Genomic DNA, 23,757 nt, shown 5'->3' on the forward strand with positions numbered 1-23,757 from the left:
TTAGAGAATAATTTGTTGGGGGAATAAAACTTGAGTGAAGTTGATAAACGTAACAGGCTGGGTGAAGAACCTTTTTCATATAAGGATTCAAAGGATAAAAAAGTTTTTATATATTGGCATGGAAAACAAGTAACAATCTTAAAAGGAAAAGAAAGCGATAAATTTTTAGCACGGATAGAAAAGGCATACTCAAAGGAAAAGCAATTAATTATGGCAAAGGTAACAGGGAACTTTAAACATGGTAATGAAAAGATGAAGTAAAAGTATTGAAGCAAAGTATTAGTATTATGCATGATGTTTATAAAGAAAGAATGGTAAGTTGGAATATGAAAGAGATAGAGGAGAGTAAAAAATAAAATGAAAGATAAAATTGAAAAATTAATTACTAATTTTAAATTAAGAAATATAGAAGTAATTTATGCTGATACTCTTGAGTGTGCAAAAAATGAAATATTAAATTTAGTTCCAACTAATATATCTGTTGGTATAGGTCATTCGGCAACACTTCAAAAAATGGATATAACTAAAATTCTTAATGATAGAGGTAATACTGTATTTGATAAAGAACTGGCTAAAGACAAAGAAGAGTGTAAAGTATTGAAGAAAAAGGCACTACTTGCAGAGTGGTATATTACAGGTTCTAATGCAATATCAACAGATGGGCAAATTATTAATGTAGATCATAGTGGGAACAGAGTTGCTGCAATTACTTTTGGCCCTGATAATGTAATAATAGTTGTTGGAGTAAATAAAATTGTAGATACATGGGAGGAAGCAATAAAAAGGGTGAAAAACATTGCCTGTCCATTAAATGCAAAAAGGGCAGGATTTAACCCACCTTGTGTAAGGTTAAATAAATGTGTGGATTGTACTTCAACTGAAAGAGTATGCAATAGTATTTCTATCATTGAGGGACAATCTGTAAAAGGAAGAATTAAGGTGTTTATTGTTAATGAAGATTTAGGATTTTAGCAAAAAATAAATATTAATGCATAAAATTTTGAGTTCACTTCTGAAATAAAAGTGTAAGTAAAAACCTATGTGGGACCGCACAATCCCCCTTACGGGATTGATACAATCACTTTTATTCAAGATTTCGGAGATATAAAAGTTACAAAATTTGAGCATAAGGATTTCCAATATAATTAGTAAGGTAAAATGTGGAAGAATTAAATTTTTATCAAGCTTTATTTTAAATTTCCAATTTAAGAGGCATCCACCATTGTCAACGAAAAGCTATATGCACAAAGGAAGTTGCAAGTGTTAAAAGTAGTCATTAAAGCTTTGAAAAAGTTAATAGAAGAGTAGAAATAAGTATAAAGGGCTGTACTAAGGTTAGTATGGCTTTTTATTTGTGATTTATAAGGACAACACCTGTCGGTTGTATGTATGTAACTTTATTTAATATTATGATAAAATTAATATTAAACTGGACCACGGAGGTGAAGTTGTACATGGAATATAAATCAACCATTAAGTCTAGACCATATTTATATAAAGAAACTAAAAAGGCAGCAACCCTTATAAATAAAGGAATAAGCATTGATGAGATAAAGGATAAGTCTCTAGAAGATAATATTTTTCAGCTTGAAAGTGAAGCCAGAAAGAGAGAGGTTGCATCAATAATAGTAACTAGGCTTAAAGATTTAGATGCTTTTATTATTGAAAAAATATCAGAGGGAAATGTAGAAACTTCAAAGATATTGGTTTTATATGGAATTATTAAAACAGACAGATTATTTTTTGAGTTTATGAATGAAATTTTTAAAGAAAAGCTCTTATTAAGAGATTTATTTTTAAGGGATAAAGATTTTAGTGTATTTTTTCAAAGTAAAAGAGAGCAAAGTGAAAAGGTAGCCTCTTGGACAGAATATACCTTTAAAAAGTTAAAACAAGTTTATGTAAGAATTCTCTTTGAATGTGGGCTAATTGAAAACCAAAAAGGTGATAGAAAGATAAAAATTCCAATTTTAGAGAGTGAAGTTAAAGAGTATTTGTATAAAATTGGGGATAAAATATACATAAATGCCATAATAGGAGATAGAGAGTAGGTTATGAGTAATCATGAAAGACATATATAAAAGAATTGACGAGATATTACCTAAGATAGTAGAGCCTAGCTTTAGACAAAATAAGGGCTTAGGCAATGAAATTGGATTTTATGTATTTGATTATGAAGCAGAATATGAACTTTTAGTTAGAGAAAAAGTAAAGTATATAAAAGAAAAGGCTAAGAGTGCACATGGGTTGAATATAGTAGAGTTTGATCTATATGATATTATTTTAGAAATTTTAGATTCCAAAGGATACCTTAAAAAGAACTTTGAAATAGAAGAGAAAAAGGGAAGCGAGTTTGTACTAAATGCAACTAAAAAAACATTGAGATTAACATTAGAAAATGATTTAGTAGTTGATTATGTAGCCAATGGATTAGAAGGTGCGGATATAGTGTTTTTAACAGGGATTGGAAAAGCTTGGCCAATAATTAGGTCCCACACTATTTTAAATAATCTTCATAGAATCGTAGAAAAGCAACCCTTAGTTATGTTTTTTCCAGGTAATTACGATGGAGGAACACTTATGCTATTTAACACTTTAAAGGATGATAACTATTATAGAGCATTTCAATTAGTAGATAGATTTTAAACTGAATTAACAACTTTACAAAAGTTGATTATTTCTTGTAAAGGTATAGATACAAAGGTGTATGAGATGATTTTTTAAAAACCAGAGGGGGAAATTAAGATGGAATTTCAGTTAAAAGAAATGTATTATAAGGAAATTGATAGAGATATCAAAGGTGTTATAAAAGTAGGTCAAGCAGACGATGAAAACATAAAGCAAGAGCTAGAGGAATATGTTGTAACTAGCGAGCTAAGTGCAAGGCTTGATAGTTTTTTTGAAGTTTATAAGAAAAGTATTATAGGATATACAGAAAAAAACGGAGTTTGGATTTCTGGTTTCTTTGGAAGCGGTAAGTCTCACTTTTTAAAAATACTATCTTATCTTTTAGATAATAGGGAAATAGAAGGAAAGAGAGCCATTGATTATTTTGATGATAAAGGATTAGATAATTTTATTTTAGCAAATATGAAGTTAGCTGGAGATGCATCAACAGATGTTATTCTTTTTAACATAGATTCAAAATCCGATTCTAACTCCAAGTCTAATAAGGATGCCATAGTTAATGTATTTAATAAAGTTTTTAATGAAATGCAGGGCTTTTGTGGTTCCATGCCATGGATTGCAGATTTAGAAAGGCAAATGGTGAAAGATGGAGTTTATGAAAGCTTTAAAGAGGTCTTTGAAGAAATATCTGGCAATTCATGGGTTGGATCAAGAGAAGACTTCTATTATGAAGAAGATGCAATTATTGAAGCCTTATCTAAGACTACAAAAATGAGTGAGGAAGCAGCAAGAAACTGGTACAATAAATGCGAAGAAAATTATTCTTTAAGCATAGATAAGTTTGCTACAAGAGTTAAAGAGTATATTGATTCTAAAGGTAATAATCATCATGTGGTATTTTTAGTGGATGAGATTGGTCAGTATATAGGCGATAGTAGAGATCTTATGCTGAATTTACAAACAGTGGTAGAAGATTTAGGCACTACCTGTGGGGGGAAATGTTTTGTTGTAGTAACCTCCCAAGAAGATTTAGGAGATATAGAAGTTGCGAAAGGAAAAGATTTTTCAAAGATTCAGGGAAGATTTGATACTAGATTGTCTTTGTCATCAGCAAATGTTGATGAAGTAATTAAGAAGCGTATACTTAGAAAAAAAGACTGGTCCACAAGTCATTTGAAAGCATTGTATGGACAAAAGGAATCCATAATAAAGAACCTTATAACCTTTAATGCTGAAAATGAAATGAAGCTATATAAAAGCAGTGAAGATTTTTCAGAAGTTTATCCCTTTGTGCCATATCAATTTAACTTGCTACAAGCAACTTTTAATGGTGTAAGAGAGCATGGTGCATCAGGTAAGAGCTTATCTAAAGGAGAAAGAAGCTTACTTGGGGCATATCAGCAAGTTGCTATAGAATATATGAATAGCGGTACTGATATAATTGTTCCATTTTCTGCGTTTTATAATACCATAGAAACATTTTTAGATTCTTCCATTAGATCGGTTATTATTAAGGCAGATAAAAATGAACATTTAAATAAATTTGATGTAGAAGTTTTAAAACTATTATTTTTAATTAAATATGTAAAAGAAGTAAAGTCTAATATAGAAAATGTTTCAACATTGCTGGTAAGTGAAATTGATGCGGATAAAATAGAATTAAAGAAGAAAGTTCAAGAGTCTTTAAATAATCTTATAAGAGAAACATTAGTGCAAAAAAATGGGGATGAGTATGTATTCTTAACAAATGACGAGCAAGATGTAAATAGAGAGATTAAGAACATGCCTGTAGACCTGGGAGAGGTTACTCAAAAGGTAGGGGAAATAATCTTTGATGATATATATGGAGATCCTAAATTTTCATATTCAAGAAGATACGCATTCACCTTTAATAAGATTGTAGATGATAGAACCAGAGGACCTCAAACCAATGACATAGGGGTTAAAGTTATAACTGCAAACTTTGATTTAGTAGGAGCATCCAACGAAAGTGAATTAAAGTTACTGTCTACTAGAGAAAACAACGTGATTATAAATATAGCAAAGGATGTTAACTATTTAGAGGAAATAGAAAATGTACTAAAGATTGATGCTTACCTAAGGGTTAAGGGTGGAACAAAATCAAGTATAGCCATAGAAGATATTAAGGCAAAGAAAAGTAGGGAAAGAGAAGAGAGATCAAAAAGGGCAAAATTCTTAATAGAAGATGCTTTGAGAAATGCTGAAGTATATGTAAACGGCAGCCTTTTAGATATAAAAGAAAAAGCTGGGGTAGATAGAATAAATGAAGGGTTAAGGGCGTTAGTAGATTCTAAATATAATAAAATAAATTATGTAAAAGACTTTAAAGAAAGTACTAAAGACCTCTATGACATCATGGATGCTAGAATAAATCAAATGTCATTAATGGACAAAAATCCAAATAGGCTAGCAGTAGAAGAAGTTAATACACATATCCAAACTAGCTCTGCAAGGAATCTTCAAGTCACAGTTAAGAATGTGTTAACTAAGTTTTCAAATGCTCCTTACGGATGGAAAGACATTGACATACAAGCTATAGTAGTAACTTTATTTAAAAATCAAGAAATCAAGGTTATATTAAACGGGGAAGTATTAACTCCTTATAATAGAGAAATTATAAACTATGTAACAAAAAGAGATTATATAGAGAGAGTAATTTTAAAAACAAGGGAAAAGGTAAATCAAAAGTATATTGAAGTGGTTAAGGATTTAAATAAAGATTTATTTGGATTCTCTTCATTACCATCGGATGAGGATGGGATAATGAGGACATTTAAAGATGAGTGTAAAGAAGAACTTTCAAAAGTAAATGAAATGCTTGTTAACTTTACATTTAAAAATTCTTATCCTGGAGAGCAAATATTAAAAGATGGTAAAAAACTATTTGCTGAAGCGATTAATATTACGGATACTATTGATTTTTTTAAGAGAGTATATGATTTAGAAGATGATTTCCTAGACTATGCTGATAATATTGATGAAATAAAAGGATTTTTCTATAAGAAAGAAAATGGAAGATTGGATTTTTCATCAAGAGGAGAGCAGAGAATTATCTTTGATGATGCCTTAGATAAATTAGCAAATTATAAAGATAACAAAGAATATATAGTAAATGATGATGTAAAAGCAATTATAGGAGAAATAACAGAGATAATAAGAATGTCTAAGCCTTATTCAAGGATACCTGAAATACCTTTTCTTATAGAAAAGTATAATAATAAGATAGTGTCCTTGCTAGAAGAGGAAAGTGTCCCTGTAAAAGGATTTATAGAAATGTGCAGAAATGAAGTGTTTGAAACTTTAGAGGCATATGACTTTAAGGATAAATTTAAAGATAATATAATTGAAGAATTTAATAATCTTTATAATAGAGTTGATGGAGCTAGTAGTTTTGCTGTACTTTCATCAATGCCAGACTTGGCAGAAAAGATTAAGCTTAAGTGGATTAAAGAAATAGTTGCGGAGAATGAAAGAGAAAAGAGGATAAAAGCTAAAGAAATAGAAGAGGCAAATAGAGTAGCTGAAGTAGCAGCAGGTAGTGTGATTAAAGATTCTAAATCTCAACATAAAGTAGAACCTATACCAGAGGTGGTTATTAAGACTAAAACTCTTAGCATGAGAGAATTAGTGAAGGGACAAAAAACTATAAAGAATAATGATGATATAGATGAAGTAGTAGAAGCACTAAGAAGTAAATTAAGAGAAGAATTAGAGAAGGATACAATAATAAGCTTGGTATAAAACTTGTGGGGAGGAAACTCCCCACTAAATTTTAACATGGAGGAGTTTATATGGATAAGAATAAGATAAAATCCTTTGCAGTATGGGCCAGAAGAAAACTTATAAGTTCAGTGCAAGATAGGGCAAGGTATATAGGGATATTTATAGATAATGAAGGAAAATATAATGAGCTAAAAGCTGAGCAGGTTCAAGGGGGATTTAAACTTGAAGGTGTTGAGGGAGTTTTTAAATTATCTTATAAGGATAGAAAGGTTTTAACTAATAGAATTAGGTCTTATGAGGATAATAAAAAAGGCTTTGAACAAGTAATGGAAGAAGTGGCCTATACTTGGTTTAATAGATTTATGGGGCTAAGGTACATGGAAGTTAATGATTATCTTCCTACAAGCATAAGAATACTCTCATCAGAAATAGAAGGAAAAACAGAACCGGATGTTTTAACTAGAGTTTCAGAGGTAATAGATGAATTAGAGTTAAATGCAGATTACATATATGAACTTTTAGATAGCGGAAAAACAGAAGATAGAGAAGAAGCCTATAAGCATATCTTAGTAAAGCAATGTAATGAGCTTGGTAAGATAATACCTCAAATGTTTGAAAAAATAAGCGACTATACAGAACTATTACTACCAGATAACCTATTAGAAGAAGGATCTGTTATTAGGAGGATGGTAGATGATATTGAGGAATCAGACTGGAGAGAAGAGGTAGAAATAATAGGTTGGATGTACCAATACTACATATCTGAAAAGAAGGATGAAGTATTTGCAGCTTTAAAAAAGAATGTAAAAATAACAAAAGAAAATATTCCAGCAGCAACGCAGTTATTCACTCCAAAGTGGATAGTTAAATACATGGTAGAAAACTCCCTAGGCAGACTCTGGCTTGAAGGACATCCCAATGAAGAACTCCAAAAACAGTGGAGATACTACCTAGAAGAAGCAGAACAAGACCCAGAAGTGGAAGAAGAACTAAAGAAAATAAGAGAAGAAAACAGCAAATTAAAACCAGAAGATATAAAAGTACTGGATCCATGCATGGGTTCAGGTCATATTTTAGTTTATGCTTTTGACGTGCTATATGAAATCTACAAATCAGCAGGATATTCAGAAAGAGAAATCCCCAGACTAATTCTGCAAAACAACCTCTACGGCCTAGACATAGACGACCGAGCAGCCCAACTAGCATCCTTCGCTTTAATAATGAAGGCTAGACATTATAATAGAAGATTATTCAGAGAAATAGAAAAAGAAAATATTGATTTAAATTTATGCTCAATACAAGAAAGCAATGACATAACTAAAGAAGTTATGGATTACTTTGTTCAAGGAAATGAAGAACTTAGGAAAGATACTGAATATTTAGTTGCTGTATTTACTGATGCCAAGGAATATGGTTCTATACTTGAAGTAGAACAAGTGAACTTTCAAGCATTGAAACAAAGATTAAAAGAAATCGAAGAAGATCAGAACTTTATGTTTGGTGATTATAGAAGAATTATTTTAGATAAACTACCTATTATTATTAAACAAGCAGAGATAATGAGTAGGAAGTATGAGATTTGTGTTACTAATCCGCCTTATATGGGAAATAGAGGTATAGGGAAAAAGTTGAATAAATATTTAAAAGACAATTATTCTAAATCAAAAAGTGATTTAAGCACTGTGTTTATGGAAAAATGCATAAGTAAGTGCAAGAATAAGGGGTATATGTCAATGATAAATATTCCTACTTGGATGTTTATAAAAACATATAATAAGTTTAGAGAAAATTTATTAGATGAGAATGGAATAGTTAATCTTACGCATTTAGGAAGAGGTGTATTTGGTTCAGATTTTGGGTCTACAGCGTTTATTATTAGAAAAGGGTTTAAAGATAATTATAAAGGGTTATATAAAAAACTATTTGATAACCAAGTAGATGTTGATAGTTTAGAAAATAAAGAAAAATTATTCTTAGAAGGGTATCAAACTTTTATAACAAAGCAACAAATTTTTGATGTTATTCCAACTAGACCTATTGCATACTGGATAAGTAATAGGGTTGTTGATATATATAACAATAGTGCAAATGTTGGAACATATTCAGAAGTCACTAATGGTTTGTTTACTTGTAATAATGATTATTTCTTAAAAATGTGGTATGAAGTAAACTTAAACAAATGTATTTTCAATTGTGAGAATATGAATGAAACAGAAGAAATTAATAAGAAATGGTTACCTTATAATAAAGGAGGAGCATTTAGAAAATGGTATGGTAATCATGAGAACATAATTAACTATAAGGACAGTGGTAGAGAAGTAAGGGAATTTAGAGTGAAGCAAGGACAATCATCATCTTTTCCGGGAGAAAAATATTATTTGAATGAAAGTTTATCTTGGTCATTTGTTAGTTATTCAACATTTGGAGTAAGGTTTTATCCAAAAGGATTTGTATTTGATATAGCAGGATCATCAGTTTTTGCAGACAGGGAAACATTGTTATACTTAGCAGGATATTTATGTTCTAAAGTTGCTTATGAATTTTTAAAAATTAACCCAACAATAAATTATCAAGCGGGAAATATAGATTCATTACCAATAATTTTTGTAGAAGATAAAAAAGAGAGAATTAAAATATTAGTTAATAATAGTATTGAAATTTCAAAGTTAGAATGGAACTCATTTGAGACTTCATGGAATTTTAAAATTCATCCATTACTAAATTTTTTAGATAAGGTTAAAGATTTTAAGTTAAGTTCTTCTTTTGAGGTTTGGAAAAATGAGTGTGATGTGAATTTTAATAAGTTAAAGGCTAACGAAGAAGAATTAAACAGAATATTCATTGATATTTATGGATTGCAGAATGAATTAACACCAGAGGTTGAGGATAAGGATATTACTATTAGGAAGGCTGATAGGGAAAGGGATATTAAGTCATTTATTTCTTATGCTATTGGCTGTATGTTAGGTAGATATTCTATTGATGTAGAAGGGCTTGTTTATGCTGGAGGAGATTTTGAGGATAAGTGGAGTTTTGGTGATAAGAAAGTTAGAAAGATAGTGAAGGATGATAATGGTAATGTGGTAGAGGATTCTTGGGTAGATGCTACTTTCTTGCCTGATGAGGATAATATTATTCCTATTACTGAGGACGAGTATTTTGAGGATGATATAGTTACAAGGTTTATAGAGTTTGTTAGAACTGTTTATGGAGAAGTGACTTTAGAGGAAAATTTAGATTTCATTGCGGATTCTATTGGAAGAAAATCTTCAGAGACTTCTAGACAGGCTATTAGGAGATACTTTGTTAAGGATTTCTATAAGGATCATTTAAAGGTTTATCAGAAGAGACCTATATACTGGATGTTTGATTCTGGTAAGAATGATGGATTTAAGGCGTTAATTTATATGCATAGATATGATGGGCAAACTGTTGCAAGAGTTAGAACTGATTATCTTCATAAACTGCAGAGAAAATATGAAGCAGAGATACAAAGACAGCAGTTAATAGTAGATTCAGATAAATCTACTGTAAAGGATAAAACTACTGCTAAGAAAAATATAGATAGAATAGCAAAACAGATAGAAGAGTGTAGAGAGTATGATCAAGTAGTAGCTCACATAGCCAATGAAAGAAAACCTATTGATTTAGATGATGGAGTTAAAGTTAACTATTCGAAATTCCAAGAGGTTAAGGTAATTAACTCTAAAGGAAAAGAAGTTAAGATGGATTTATTAGCAAAGATATAAAGTTAACATTAGATGAGGGGAATTCCTCATCTAATTGTTATAAGGGTGTGTGAATTATGATATTTAGTTATAATAAAGATATTAGAAAAACTGCATATATGAATTGGCGAACAGATCCTAATAATACAGAAGCAAATTTTGGAGTTATTGCTAATGGTTATTTTATTTCAGCTAAAGTTTTAACAGAAAAGTATATAGAAAATAACATTAGAAAAGATGCAGACGTTGTGATTTACCCTATATTATTTAACACTATTCATGGAATAGAATTGTATTTAAAAGCAATATATATGAAGTTGGCTTATATACTAAAAAAAGAGCAGCAATATGCAGGTGGTCACAACATTAAAGGGCTATTAGGCATGGTATCAAATTTAGTTAAAGAACTTAAAAATAATAAAGAGCAGTTTAAACAATATAAAAATATAATTAAAGATGTTGAACAGTTCATTGATGAAGTATATTTAAAAACGGATAAAATGGATTTTGCAAGGTATTCAGTAGATAACAAGAAAAAAGAAAATTATTTTTATATAGATAATATTGAAAATGAGATTGTGAATTTACCAGTCTTATTAGATAAAATAAATAAAATGCATGAAGCGTTAGAACAATTATTAAGTCATTTTTTATATGATTATGAAGAAGAGGATTATATTTAGTGGTGGTATGTAAGGAAGGTGATATATTGTGCTAATTAATTTTGATAAATGGGAAGTTGATGAGGACTCTCCCTTTGGTAGTGGTGCTAGTGAGAAAAATTGGCTTATTAATCCTGAAACAAAGCAAAAGGGTATATTTAAGTTTCCAAAAGGTGTAGATACGGGAAATCCTACGGGTGAATATTGGGCGGAAAAGCTTGCATCACAATTGGCTGTGATTTTAGGTATTGAATGCGCTAAGGTTGATATTGGAACATACAGAGGTAGAGTTGGATCTATGAGTTATATGATATTGAATTATAATGAAGAATTAATAGAAGGTATTCAATATATTACCAATATATACAAAGAATATGATCAGGATAAATTCATTGACTATAAAACAGAAGAACCCTATTCTATAAATATGATACTTAAATCAATTGAGGAAACTGGATTAGAAAAGGATTTTCTAACTATTCCTATATTTGATGCTTTGATAGGCAATAGTGATAGGCATCACAGTAATTGGGGGATAGTAAAAAATAAAATTAACGGTGAAATAAGGATATCACCTTTATATGATAATGGCTCATCATTATGCTGTCTTATTGCTACAAAAGATGCTCCTAATATTCTAAAAGATAAAATGAGATTTGAGTCTTTAATATTCGGTAAATCAAAATCTATGATAAGATGGGAAACACAAAGAAGAATAAGACATTTTGAATTAGTTGAACATATTAAAAGTGAATATTATCAAGAAACAATTTATATAGTAGATAAAATAAGAGAAAAATTAAGTGAAGATAAAATAAAAGAAATAGTATTAAGTTATGATGATAAAATAATTCATCCAGATTTAAAAGAATTGATAAGTGTTTTTCTAATAGAAAGAAGAAAAAGAATTATAGATATATATTATGGAGAAAAGGAGGCCGAGCGATGAGTAGAATTAATGGTAGAGATTATATTTATTTGGTTTGGAAATGTCATAGTACTAGACAAAGATATATAGTCGGGGAGCTATCTCAAAATGGTAAGTATGAATTTAAATATAGAATTAGTGATGTAAATAAAGCAATTCAGAATGGGTTTGAACCATTAATAGCATTTCCAAATATAAATGAAGTATATGAAAGTAATGACGTGTTTCCTGCATTCTCGAGTAGATTGCCTGATAAGAGAAGAAGAGATATAAGAGAAATATTAGCTAAATATAAACTGGAAAGATATGATACCTTTGAACTTTTAAAAAAAAGTGGAGGCAAATTGCCTACAGATAGTTTAGAATTTATAGACCCAATATTTTTAGATGAAGCTAATATTGTAAGAGAATTTTATATAGCAGGTGTTAAATTCCATGATTATTGTAATAAAAAAAATAAGACTATTAATTTTGAATTGAAAATTAATGAAAACCTTATTTTAGAAAAAGATCCTAGTAATGAGTATGATGAATATGCAATTAAAGTTAAGAATAAAGAGAATAAAGTTATTGGATTTATACCAATATTTTTTAGTAAACCAATAGGTAAAGCAATTGATAGTAAAAGAAAAATTACATGTGTTGTAATTGCTAAAGAGTGTAGTAATACTTGCGCAGAGTGTATAAAAGTAAGATTAAATATTTTGTAACCATAAGGATATAGTATAAAAGAACATGTTTACAAATCATTGCAGTTATGGTATATTTAACATAGGAACTAGGTAAATATGTATAGCATATGGAGAGTTTAACTAGTTACTATAACAAGGCGTAAAGCCGTAAAGTATCCCCTATGTTCGTATGAGCATGGGGGTATCTTTTTATATCCTTATGTATACGTTTTTATTAGAAATAATTTATTTTATCAAATAAATTTTTATATAGATTTTCTTAAAATACACTTGTAAGGTGGGGTTCAAATGGAAAATGAAATCAACTATGCTTTGGGGCTTGATATTGGGATTACATCTGTGGGATGGTCGGTAATTAATTTAGATGTAAATAGAATTGAGGATTTAGGGGTTAGGATTTTTAATGCTGCTGAAAATCCACAGGATGGTTCATCGTTAGCTTTGCCAAGGAGAATGGCTAGAGGAAGAAGACGCTTGCTTAGAAGAAAAGCTTATAGGATAAATAGAGTGAAAAATCTTATATTAAAAAGAGAAATATTAAGTGAGGATGAATTGAACAGTCTTTTTACTAATAAAGAGGTTATTAGTGTATGGGAAGCAAGAGTAAAAGGATTGGATGAACAATTATCTAGGGATGAATGGGCAAAAATTTTAATTAACTTTTGTAAAAGAAGAGGATTTAAGTCTAATAGAAAAAATGAATCTAAGGATAAAGAAGCTGGACAAATTATAAGCAGCATAAATAATAATCTTGAAAAAATGAAAGAGTCAAATGCAAGAACCATTGGAGAATTTATCTATACTGATGCCATGAATTCAGGAGATAAATACATATCATTACGTAATAAATCTGGCGAGTATAATATGTGTGTTTCAAGGAGTATGATTAGAGAAGAAATACATATGCTCTTTGAAAAGCAAAGAGAATTTGGAAATAAATTCGCTACAGATGAAATAGAAGATGAATACTTAAACATATTTAATTCTCAAAGGCCATACTCTAAATTTGAAGATTTAGAAAAATTAGTAGGGTTTTGTACTTTTGAAAAAAAGAAGTATAAAAGAGCACCTAAGAATTGTATTTCAGCAGAGGAGTTCGTTTTATATGACAATATGAATAAGCTTTCAATTATTAAGAATGGTGATAAAAGAAAGTTAAAAGAAGAGGAAAGAAATTTAATTATCAGCGAAGCCTTTAAAAAGAAAGAGATAAAATATACTAGTTTGAGAAATTTATTAAATTTAGAGGAAGATGAATTTTTTTCAACCTTAACCTATAGTCTTGATAAAGATAAAGCTAAAACTGAAAATACAAAATTTATTTCATTAAAAGGTTATCACGAAATAAGAAAGTCCATAGAAAATGGAGTAAGCAAAGAGTATTGGGAAGAAATTAAAAATAATAGAAAGATGCTGAATGATATAGCTTATGTTTTGACTTTAGGGAAGACAGATGAGGATATTATTAAACAATTAAAACTTAGAAATATCACAGATGAAATAGTTATACAATCACTCTTAGATATTTCTTTTAGCAAGTTCAATAATCTATCTATAGAAGCTATTGAAAGAATATTACCCTTTATGAAAAAGGGATATCAATATAATGAAGCTTGTGAATTGGCTGGATATGACTTTAAAGCAATATATAAAGGAACTAGGTCTAAAAAATTACCAGTGATTGAAATAGATGAAATAGTAAATCCTGTAGTTAACAGAGCTTTAGCCCAAACAAGAAAAGTTATAAATGCAGTTATAGATAGATATGGCTCACCAGTAAGAATAAATATAGAACTTGCCAGGGAGTTAGCTAAAAACTTTAAAGATAGAAAAGCTATTGAAAAAGAGCAAAAAGAAAACAGAGATAATGTTGATAAAATAAAAGAAGAAATTAAAATTTTAATGAGAAGAGAACCCACATCCAGTGAAGTGCTTAAATATAGATTATGGCAGCAACAAAGGTGGGAATGTGCGTATACTCAACAACCTATACCTATAGAAAAGCTATTTCATGAAGGGTATTGTGAGATAGACCACATATTACCCTTTAGTAGATCCTTTGATAACAGTCTATCCAATAAAGTATTAGTATTAGGTGTAGAAAATCAAAGAAAAGGTAATAGGACTCCTTTTGAGTATTTTGGAGATGTTGAAGAGCGATGGAACAGATTCCAAATATGGGTTAATGGAAGTAGTTTAAATTACAAGAAAAAAGTTAACTTGCTAAAGAAGAAATTTTCCAAAGAGGAACAAGATGAATGGAAGGCCAGAAACCTGCAAGATACAAAATATATATGTAAATATATAGCTAATTATATTAACAACAGATTAGAATTTAAAGAAAGTGATTCAAAACAAAAGGTTATTACTATTAATGGAAGAGCCACAGCTTACTTAAGAGCAAAATGGGGATTAAATAAAGTTAGAGAAGATGGGGATAAACATCATGCTTTAGATGCAACTGTAGTTGCAGTTACGACCCAAGGCATGGTACAAAAAATATCTAGATATAGTAAGGCTAATGAATTAAGATTTTTTAGAGATAACGATGAATTTGTAGATATAGAAACTGGAGAAATAGTAAAATCTGCAGATAATAGAGAAGTTTTAAAAGATATACTTCCTAGATCTTGGAGGGGATTCAGTGAAGAACTTAAGATGAGATTAAGTGAACAACCTCTTTATGAACTTGAGAAATATCCAATAGCTACTTACGATTTAGAGTTTATGCAAAACACAGTAAAACCTATATTAGTCTCAAGAGTTCCTTTCAGAAAAATTGGAGGGAAATTGTTTGGTGAAACCATTTACTCAAGTAAAGCTTTCAAAGAAGATTACTTTATTAAGAAAAAGAAACTAACAGAATTAACTAAGGAAGATTTGAAAAATATCTATAATTATAGCTGTGATAAAATACTTTACGATGCCATAACAGAAAGAATGGAAGAGTTTAATTATAATGCTAAAAAGGCCTTCCAAGAGGAATTTAGAAAACCAACTAAAAGTGGTGAAAAAGGGCCTATTGTGAGAAGTATTAAAATAAAAACAAAAGTTCCTTTTAAAGATGGAATAGAAGTGAAGAATGTTGATGGATTAGTGGCTAAGGATGGAATGGTAAGGATAGATATTTATGAAAAAGAGGGTAAGTATTTTGCAGTACCGGTATATAGATATCAGTTAGCTAATGGAATAATTCCTAAAAAAGCAGCATTGCAGTCAAAGTCAGAAGAGGATTGGCCAATAATGGGTGAAAGTTATAAATTTAATTTTTCTATCTATAAAAATGATTTAATAGAAATAAGATATAAGAGGAAGAAAGGATATTTTGGATATTATGATAAATTTAATAGACATACAGCTTCGTTGGTTATTAAAGAGCACGATAATGCAAAAGAGTATGAAGGAATTGGAATAAAATCAGATGTTTTAGAATTTAACAAATATGAGGTAGACGTACTAGGAAATTATTATAAAGTTAAAGTAGGTGGAAACAATTGAGCTTTAGAAGCATAATAATTTCTAATGCTGCTAATTTAACACTTAGAAATAATAATCTAATAATAAATGTTGAAGAAGAATTTCAAATTCCTATAGAGGATATATCTGTGTTAGTTATAGAAGGTGTATCCGTTAAATTAACTAGCAGATTATTAAGTAATTTAGCAGAAAACAATGTGGCAACTATTGTTTGTGATGAGAAACACTTACCATCATCTATATTGCTACCTTTAAATTCACACCATAGGGCATATAAAGTGCTAAAAGACCAGTTGAGTCAAAGTGCTGCTTTTAGCAAAAGAATATGGCAAAGTATAATTAAACAAAAATTATATAATCAGGGGAAATGCCTAGAGCTTCTATCTCTGGAAGGAGTGGAATTTTTAAATAAGCTCTCTACTTCAGTTGAGAGTGGGGACAGGGGGAATAGGGAAGCTATAGGAGCAAAGTATTATTTTAAATCTTTATTTGGAGAAGATTTTACACGAAATGATGATAATGGTATTAATTCTGCTTTAAACTATGGATATACAATTATGAGAAGTGCAGTGGCAAGAACACTTGTTATGTATGGATTCAACACTACACTGGGAGTAAATCATTGTAATGAGCTGAACTCTTTTAATCTTGCGGATGATTTTATGGAACCACTTAGGCCTATTGTAGATTTATGGGTTCATAATAATATAAAGTATGATGATGCCTTAAGCAAAGAGCACAGAATAGCATTGGTGGATTTAGTTAATAGTGAGTGTATTATTGATGAGCAAAATCATTCCATTTTAAATGCTATAGACAAGATGGTTGCCTCTTATACAACAGCTTGTAGTAAAAAAGATTTTAGATTATTAAAGTTACCTACAATAAAACAATTGGAATACCATTATTATGAGTAGGCGATTTATGAGATTATTAGTATTTTTTGATTTACCTGTTGTAGAGAGGAAAGATAGGAAGGCGTATCAGGAGTTTAGGAGATTTTTATTAAACGATGGTTACATAATGATTCAATTCTCTGTGTATTCTAGGATTTGTAATGGAATTGATGGAGCAAATAAGCATATTGCAAGGCTTAAAAAGAATTTACCACCTAAAGGATCAGTTAGATATCTCCAAATAACAGAAAAACAATATTGTGAAATGACTTTTTTAGTAGGTTCACCAAATCCGCAAGAAAAGAATATAAATTCAAGCCAATTGAATGTTTTTTAAAAGGTAAAAACCCCTTGAAACCTAGTTGTTTCAAGGGGGTTGCCAGTTCCTATTATAGCATATGGAGAATTTACTAGGAACTATAACCCTTATGATATCGGCGTATTTATATATGACATTATAGCATATGGAGAATTTACTAGGAACTATAACTCTTCGCATAAGCCATTGCAATTTGCTTTTATTATAGCATATGGAGAATTTACTAGGAACTATAACCATAGCTGTGGACATACCTAATATAGCCAAATTATAGCATATGGAGAATTTACTAGGAACTATAACTAAAAATGTAAAGGTAAATAAACCAAAGGAATTATAGCATATGGAGAATTTACTAGGAACTATAACTCATTAATTCACTCATTTTTAATCCTCCTAATTATAGCATATGGAGAATTTACTAGGAACTATAACCGCTTGGCTTAAGTTCCAAGGTTACTGTTGATTATAGCATATGGAGAATTTACTAGGAACTATAACCAAGAAAAAGTATCAACCTACGAAAGACAAATTATAGCATATGGAGAATTTACTAGGAACTATAACTTAAATTACCTAACTTCCCCGTTTAACACTATTATAGCATATGGAGAATTTACTAGGAACTATAACGAGTTGCTTTCCCTTGTCGCGCGTCTACAAATTATAGCATATGGAGAATTTACTAGGAACTATAACCATTGGCTTTAAGGCCTGTTAAGGCAGAAAATTATAGCATATGGAGAATTTACTAGGAACTATAACGGTACATCATACTTAGATGCTGATTGCATAATTATAGCATATGGAGAATTTACTAGGAACTATAACAAATAGCATGGGATAAAGAACTAAGTGAATATTATAGCATATGGAGAATTTACTAGGAACTATAACACATTGGAGAAGATATACCTCAACAGACTAATTATAGCATATGGAGAATTTACTAGGAACTATAACCTTGTCTTTCTGTTATTTTTAGTAAAAATGATTATAGCATATGGAGAATTTACTAGGAACTATAACTGTACAAATCTTCCATCTCTTGTTCTGTTAATTATAGCATATGGAGAATTTACTAGGAACTATAACTAACCCTTTTAGCGTTATATACTTCAGTTAATTATAGCATATGGAGAATTTACTAGGAACTATAACAAATAATTGATATAATTAATATAGATATAAATAATAGCATATGGAGAACTTACTGGAAACAATTACCGGAATTCGTGGATAACAAACAAAAATATTATAAAATTGGTAATATAATCAAAGAGATGTCCAAGGTAGATAAGATTATTTATAATGATTCTCAGAGCGCCAAGTTTTCAGTATGGAAATTAGCAAAGAAAGATTAATATCAAATGATTTTTCTTTGTAAAATGTGATTAATAAATAAATTTACAAAGAGATTTACAAAGAAAATAAAGTTAATTTAAATGTCATTTTCTATAAGTGACATTGCTTAAAAAATAAGCAATGCTTCATATAGAAAATGACATTTTCAAAGAGGTGTACATATGAACTTACAGGAAATAAGAAACTTTCTAAAAGAGTTATTTTCAAAGCCCTTAGGTGATGGAAAAAAGCGTCATATTGTATTTTGGTATGATAGCAATGAGGATTTCTCTCAAGATATAGACGAGTTTGATATAGAAAGTGTTAAGGTTATTAGATTGACTGATAACAATGCCTTTTGGGCTAAATATCATATAGAAAAGGAAGATCTAACTAGTAACATACTTGTTTATTCCAATATGGAAAAGCCAAGACCAGAGGAAGATTGGCTTTACGATATTTTTTGTTATAGTGAAGAATTTTCTACGGATAGAGCTACTGTAATTATGAGAGAATTAAAAGTTATGGATGCTTCATTAAAAGAAGAATTTAAACTTTATAATACTTTCTTTAAGAGTAAAGAGAGAATAGCAGCCTTTAAAAATTTAAATATACAAGAATATACAAAGGAAAAGGTTCATATAGGTGTTCTTGCGGTTTTAGCTAAAGTTAAAATCATGGATATGGAAGAAATATTAAAGGCTATATTAAAAGAATACCTAGATGGTAGAAATAAAATATATGAAGATATAAAGAAATTTGGGGATATAGATTCTTTATGGGCTTTAATAATTAAATATTACGGTTACGGATTTGAAGAAAATAGTTTAGAAAGATTCATGGCCATGCTTTTAATAACTAATATGAATGAAACAATAAGCTTCCAGTTACCAAAACAATACGATGCCTTTATATCAAAAAAGGCAACTAATTGTATAGTATTTATTAATCACTTTATGAATAATAGTAAAGACTCAGAATATTACCACAAGATGCAAAAAATCGTAGGAGAAAAGTTAAAGCTAGATAAGCTGCTAGAACAGAATGGATCAGAAACCTTTATTAACTGTGATATTTTTGAGGAAATGGATAAAATAATCCTTAGCAGAATTACAATGCTATTAAAGGATGGATTAGAAGAATACAGTAAATATTTGAATTTTATTGATGCTAGAAGAACTATGCATTTTTATAAAAAGTATCAGAATGAGTATAAAGGATTAAAATGGGCTATAAATCTACTAAATAAGAAAAGAGAGTTAAATTCAAACATAAAGGCAGAAGCTTCTTATGATATGTTTAAATCTTATATTAAGGAATACTATTTCATAGATAAAGCCTATAGAAAGTTCTACTATTACTATGATAACTGCATAGAAAAAGACGAATTAAGTGACTTAAAAGAAAGTATAGAAAATTTATACAATAATTGGTACTTGCAAGAGTTATCTATTAAATGGTTTAATTCCTTAGAAAAAGAAAGTACTTGGAGAATTAATGACCTAAAGTATCAGGATAACTTCTATGATAAGTTTGTTAAATATGGAAAAGAAAAAGTTTTTGTAATAATATCGGATGGATTAAGGTATGAGAGTGCAGAAGAGCTTGCAAGTAAGCTTACCAATGAAAGAAAAGGAAAGGTAGAGCTTGATCACATGCAAGGGGTATTACCTTCTTATACAAAACTAGGCATGGCCTCTTTACTTCCTCATAAGAGTATAGAAATTAATTCTAAATATGATGTATTGGTAAATGGAGTTAGTACCAATGGAACTGAAAACAGAAACACTATATTAAAGATGGAAAACCCTAATTCTATGGCTATAATTTATAATAAGGTTATGGATATGAACGAGTCAGAAATAAGAAAAGCCTTTGCAGGACTTGATGTGATTTATATTTATCATAATACCATTGATGCTATAGGAGATAACGCATCTACAGAAAGAGAAGTATTTGCAGCAACGGAATCTGCATTAGATGAAATTATTGCTTTAGTAAATAAGTTGGTGAATAGAGTAAGTGCAGCAAGTATAGTTATTACAGCAGATCATGGATATCTTTACAGGAGAAATGCTATGGAAGAAAGTGATAAGATATCAGGAGTTAAATTTGATGATGGTGAAGATAACAGAAGATTCATATTAACTGCTAATACATGTAATGTTGAAGGTGCTGTAGCCTTTAGTATGAATTATTTATTAGGGCCAAGTTCTAATAAAAATGTTGTTACTCCTAGGGGAACTTCTAGGTTTAAAGTACAGGGAGCAGGTGCTAACTACGTTCATGGGGGAGCGATGTTACAGGAAGTAGTAATACCAGTGATTAAGTTTAAGAATGATCGAAGTGAGTCCTCTGTAAACAAACCAAGAGTGGTAAAATTAACATTAACAAGCATTACAAGAAAAATAACTAACATCATAACTTATCTTGAATTCTTCCAAGAAGAAAAAATCCAAGATAAGGTTTTAGCACAAAGAGTTAAATGTTATTTTGAAGATGAAGAAGGAAATAGAATATCTAATGAGAATATCATTATTGGAGACTCTAGATCAGAAAATCCAATAGAAAGAACTTATAGAGAAAAGTTTGTATTAAAAAGCATTCCTTATGATAAGAGAAAACAATACTTCTTAGTGATACAGGATGATGAGAATACTAATGGAACATATGAGAGAATACCATTTAATATTGATATTGCTATAGTGGATGAATTTGGATTTTAAAATTAAGGGGATTCATTAAGTGTTGGTATAGGGATGGAGGTTAATTGAGTGTTAGTATGGATGATTTAAGCATAAAATTAAACACACATTTCGCAGGGAAAGTAGTTAGAAAGGATTTAACACAAAAGTTAAAGCAAGGTGCAAATGTTCCTACATACGTACTTGAGTATCTATTGGGGATGTATTGTGCTACTGATGATAATGATAGTATAAATGAAGGTGTAGAAAGAGTTAAGAATATATTATCTGATAATTTTGTAAGACCAGATGAAGCTGAAAAAATCAAGTCTAAAATAAGAGAAATGTCTAGATATACTGTGATAGATAAGCTTACTGTAAAGTTAAATGAGAAAAAAGATATTTATGTGGCGGAATTTTCAAACTTAGGATTAAAAGATGTTGAAATAGATGCTAATTATGTAAAGGACTATGAGAAACTTCTAGGCGGTGGGATATGGTGTATCGTTAAAGTTCAATACTTATATGATGAAACCGCTAAAAATTCTTCTCCGTTTTTAATAGATCAAGTAACCCCTATTCAGATGCCTAATATGGATATGGATGAACTTATAGAAGGAAGAAAACAATTTAATAAGGAAGAATGGATAGATATACTTATTAGAAGTATAGGAATGGAGCCCACTCAATTAAAAAATGATGTTAAGTGGCACTTGTTTCTAAGAATGGTACCATTATGCGAAAATAACTATAATTTGTGCGAATTGGGACCAAGAGGAACAGGTAAATCCCATTTATATAAAGAAATATCTCCAAACTCCATATTAGTTTCGGGCGGTCAAACTACAGTTGCGAACCTATTCTATAACATGTCCCAAAGAAAAATAGGATTGGTGGGGTTGTGGGATACTGTTGCTTTTGATGAAGTTGCTGGAATAACTTTTAAAGATAAAGATGGTATACAGATAATGAAGGACTACATGGCTTCAGGTTCCTTTGCTAGAGGGAAGGAAGAAAAAGCAGCATCAGCTTCTATGGTTTTTGTGGGTAACATAAATCAAAGTGTTGATGTTTTATTAAAGACATCTCACTTATTTGAACCATTCCCAGAGGCTATGGCCTATGACTCAGCTTTCTTTGATAGGATACATTTTTACTTACCAGGTTGGGAAATACCTAAAATGAGACCAGAGTTTTTTACAGATAGTTTTGGGCTTATAACTGACTACCTTTCTGAATATCTAAGGAACATGAGAAAAATAACTTATGGTGATGCTATAGATAAGTATTTTAGACTGGGAAATAATTTAAATCAAAGAGATGTGATAGCAGTCAGAAAAACCGTTTCAGGATTAGTAAAATTGATATACCCTCATGGAGAATTTACCAAAGAAGATATAGAAGAAATATTAAGATATGCTTTAGTTGGTAGAAGAAGAGTAAAAGAGCAATTAAAAAAGATAGGTGGAATGGAATTTTATGATGTTCATTTCTCTTACATAGATATTGAAAATATGGAGGAAGAGTTCGTATCAGTACCGGAACAAGGTAGTGGTTCACTTATACCAGAAGGTGCTATGAAATCAGGTCAAGTATATACCATAGGAGTAGGAAACTCTGGAATGATAGGGGTATATAAGATAGAAACCGAAGTAGTAAATGGTTCTGGCAAGTTTGAGAAAACAGGTTTAGGATATGATAGAGAGGCAAAAGAAAGCATAGAAACTGCATTTAGATTTTTTAGAGCTAATAGCAGGAACATAAGTGCATCTATATCAACTACTCAAAAAGATTACTTAATGCATGTACAAGATATTAATGGAGTAGGAATTACTTCAAGTTTATCCTTAGCTGCAATTATAGCAATGTGTTCAGGTGCTCTTATGAAACCAGTACAAAGTCAGTTAGCAATACTAGGTTCTATTAGTATAGGAGGAACGGTAAATAAGGTAGAAGACCTTGCCAATACCTTACAAGTATGTTTTGATTCAGGAGCAAAGAAGATCTTACTGCCCATGGTCAATGCTACAGATTTAGGAACAGTACCACCAGAATTATTTGCTAAATTTCAAATAATGTTCTATAGTGGAGCGGAAGATGCTGTATATAAGGCATTGGGCGTGCAATAATATAGAGCTATCAGATGCGGATTTTAAAAAGCTTATATGAAAACAGTATAACTACATAAAGAAAATTGCAAAAGAAGGGTTTTATTAGAAGAAAAGCAGCTTCACATCTTTGATGTGAAGCTGCTTTTCTATACTATGTGTTCTATCACTTAATATGATTCGTGAGCATCCATAGATTTGATTTATACAAATCTTCGGATGCTTTCAATTGTAATAGGTGTTGATTTACAATGAAAATTGACCCCCTTACTTTAAAATTATAAGCTTGTATGGTGACAAAGTACATCATACAAGGGAGGCATAAAGTGAAGGTGAAAGATTTGAGAGACTGGTATACAGTTAATAACATGTATAGTAAGGGGGTACCGATAAAACAAATAGCTAGAGAACTGGGAATAGCCAGAAATACAGTTAAGAAATTGATTAAGCATGAGGAGGAACCGAGGTATTCAAGAAAAGTAACTTATACAAAGATTGATGCTTATAAAGATAAAATAAGAGTTTGGTATTTGGAAAGAGATTATGA

At 30.1% G+C, this 23,757-nt stretch carries 16 protein-coding genes and 1 CRISPR repeat array; all 16 genes read left to right on the plus strand.

Translation table 11 applies throughout. The features are described from left to right. Positions 1-30 precede the first annotated feature (30 nt). Positions 31-261, plus strand: a complete 231-nt coding sequence (locus tag BUA82_RS09845; protein WP_073007102.1) for a hypothetical protein — start codon at positions 31-33, stop codon at positions 259-261. A gap of 96 nt (positions 262-357) precedes the next feature. Beyond that, entirely contained in the window at positions 358-972 is a 615-nt protein-coding gene (locus tag BUA82_RS09850; protein WP_073007104.1) for a lactate utilization protein, read from the plus strand. A gap of 69 nt (positions 973-1,041) precedes the next feature. After that, positions 1,042-1,149, plus strand: a complete 108-nt coding sequence (locus BUA82_RS21230) for a DUF3888 domain-containing protein (protein ID WP_083599875.1) — start codon at positions 1,042-1,044, stop codon at positions 1,147-1,149. A 305-nt stretch (positions 1,150-1,454) separates the two neighbouring features. Beyond that, a complete protein-coding gene (locus tag BUA82_RS09860; protein WP_073007107.1) occupies positions 1,455-2,051 on the plus strand; it encodes a DUF1819 family protein in 597 nt (198 codons plus the stop codon). Positions 2,052-2,064: 13 nt separating this feature from the next. Beyond that, positions 2,065-2,646 (plus strand): DUF1788 domain-containing protein, encoded by a 582-nt coding sequence (locus BUA82_RS09865; protein ID WP_073007109.1) that lies wholly within the window; start codon positions 2,065-2,067, stop codon positions 2,644-2,646. 99 nt (positions 2,647-2,745) lie between these two features. Then, on the plus strand, positions 2,746-6,390 hold the full coding sequence (gene brxC, locus BUA82_RS09870) for a BREX system P-loop protein BrxC (protein WP_073007111.1): 3,645 nt from the start codon (positions 2,746-2,748) through the stop codon (positions 6,388-6,390). A gap of 50 nt (positions 6,391-6,440) precedes the next feature. Continuing rightward, a complete protein-coding gene (gene pglX / locus BUA82_RS09875) occupies positions 6,441-10,121 on the plus strand; it encodes a BREX-1 system adenine-specific DNA-methyltransferase PglX (protein ID WP_073007114.1) in 3,681 nt (1,226 codons plus the stop codon). A gap of 56 nt (positions 10,122-10,177) precedes the next feature. Further along, positions 10,178-10,783, plus strand: a complete 606-nt coding sequence (locus BUA82_RS09880; RefSeq protein ID WP_073007116.1) for a hypothetical protein — start codon at positions 10,178-10,180, stop codon at positions 10,781-10,783. A 28-nt stretch (positions 10,784-10,811) separates the two neighbouring features. Further along, the gene (locus BUA82_RS09885; RefSeq protein WP_073007118.1) at positions 10,812-11,711 is read left to right on the plus strand and encodes a HipA domain-containing protein; all 900 of its coding nucleotides are present in this window, start codon (positions 10,812-10,814) and stop codon (positions 11,709-11,711) included. After that, positions 11,708-12,400: an HIRAN domain-containing protein gene (locus BUA82_RS09890; RefSeq protein WP_073007121.1), complete on the plus strand. Its 693-nt coding sequence runs from the start codon at positions 11,708-11,710 to the stop codon at positions 12,398-12,400. Before BUA82_RS09885 ends, BUA82_RS09890 begins: the two co-directional genes overlap by 4 nt. Positions 12,401-12,670: 270 nt before the next feature. Further along, positions 12,671-15,880 carry a type II CRISPR RNA-guided endonuclease Cas9 gene (gene cas9 / locus BUA82_RS09895; RefSeq protein ID WP_073007123.1) on the plus strand — a complete coding sequence of 1,070 codons (3,210 nt, stop codon included), beginning with the start codon at positions 12,671-12,673 and terminating at the stop codon, positions 15,878-15,880. Further along, on the plus strand, positions 15,877-16,776 hold the full coding sequence (cas1, locus tag BUA82_RS09900; RefSeq protein WP_073007125.1) for a type II CRISPR-associated endonuclease Cas1: 900 nt from the start codon (positions 15,877-15,879) through the stop codon (positions 16,774-16,776). The genes cas9 and cas1 overlap by 4 nt, the downstream gene beginning before the upstream one ends. Before the next feature lie 7 nt (positions 16,777-16,783). Continuing rightward, the gene (gene cas2, locus BUA82_RS09905; protein ID WP_073007128.1) at positions 16,784-17,092 is read left to right on the plus strand and encodes a CRISPR-associated endonuclease Cas2; all 309 of its coding nucleotides are present in this window, start codon (positions 16,784-16,786) and stop codon (positions 17,090-17,092) included. A gap of 51 nt (positions 17,093-17,143) precedes the next feature. Next, positions 17,144-18,301: a CRISPR direct-repeat array (repeat unit 36 nt; unit sequence ATTATAGCATATGGAGAATTTACTAGGAACTATAAC). 299 nt (positions 18,302-18,600) lie between these two features. Beyond that, positions 18,601-21,144, plus strand: coding sequence for a BREX-1 system phosphatase PglZ type A (gene pglZ, locus BUA82_RS09910; protein WP_073007130.1), 2,544 nt, complete (start codon positions 18,601-18,603; stop codon positions 21,142-21,144). A 56-nt stretch (positions 21,145-21,200) separates the two neighbouring features. Further along, on the plus strand, positions 21,201-23,231 hold the full coding sequence (gene brxL / locus BUA82_RS09915; RefSeq protein WP_073007227.1) for a protease Lon-related BREX system protein BrxL: 2,031 nt from the start codon (positions 21,201-21,203) through the stop codon (positions 23,229-23,231). 305 nt (positions 23,232-23,536) lie between these two features. Then, on the plus strand, positions 23,537-23,757 hold a 221-nt coding region (locus BUA82_RS09920), incomplete at its 3' end, for a helix-turn-helix domain-containing protein (protein WP_178140715.1).

Origin of the sequence: Clostridium amylolyticum (assembly GCF_900142075.1) — a bacterium.
GTDB lineage: Bacteria > Bacillota > Clostridia > Clostridiales > Clostridiaceae > Clostridium_AA > Clostridium_AA amylolyticum.

Bases quoted from the DNA above. Each gene is read 5' to 3' on its own strand.
- BUA82_RS09850 (WP_073007104.1), top strand. From the start codon at position 358: ATGAAAGATAAAATTGAAAAATTAATTACTAATTTTAAATTAAGAAAT.
- BUA82_RS09860 (WP_073007107.1), top strand. From the start codon at position 1,455: ATGGAATATAAATCAACCATTAAGTCTAGACCATATTTATATAAAGAA.
- BUA82_RS09865 (WP_073007109.1), top strand. From the start codon at position 2,065: ATGAAAGACATATATAAAAGAATTGACGAGATATTACCTAAGATAGTA.
- brxC (WP_073007111.1), top strand. From the start codon at position 2,746: ATGGAATTTCAGTTAAAAGAAATGTATTATAAGGAAATTGATAGAGAT.
- pglX (WP_073007114.1), top strand. From the start codon at position 6,441: ATGGATAAGAATAAGATAAAATCCTTTGCAGTATGGGCCAGAAGAAAA.
- BUA82_RS09880 (WP_073007116.1), top strand. From the start codon at position 10,178: ATGATATTTAGTTATAATAAAGATATTAGAAAAACTGCATATATGAAT.
- BUA82_RS09890 (WP_073007121.1), top strand. From the start codon at position 11,708: ATGAGTAGAATTAATGGTAGAGATTATATTTATTTGGTTTGGAAATGT.
- cas9 (WP_073007123.1), top strand. From the start codon at position 12,671: ATGGAAAATGAAATCAACTATGCTTTGGGGCTTGATATTGGGATTACA.
- cas2 (WP_073007128.1), top strand. From the start codon at position 16,784: ATGAGATTATTAGTATTTTTTGATTTACCTGTTGTAGAGAGGAAAGAT.
- pglZ (WP_073007130.1), top strand. From the start codon at position 18,601: ATGAACTTACAGGAAATAAGAAACTTTCTAAAAGAGTTATTTTCAAAG.
- brxL (WP_073007227.1), top strand. From the start codon at position 21,201: ATGGATGATTTAAGCATAAAATTAAACACACATTTCGCAGGGAAAGTA.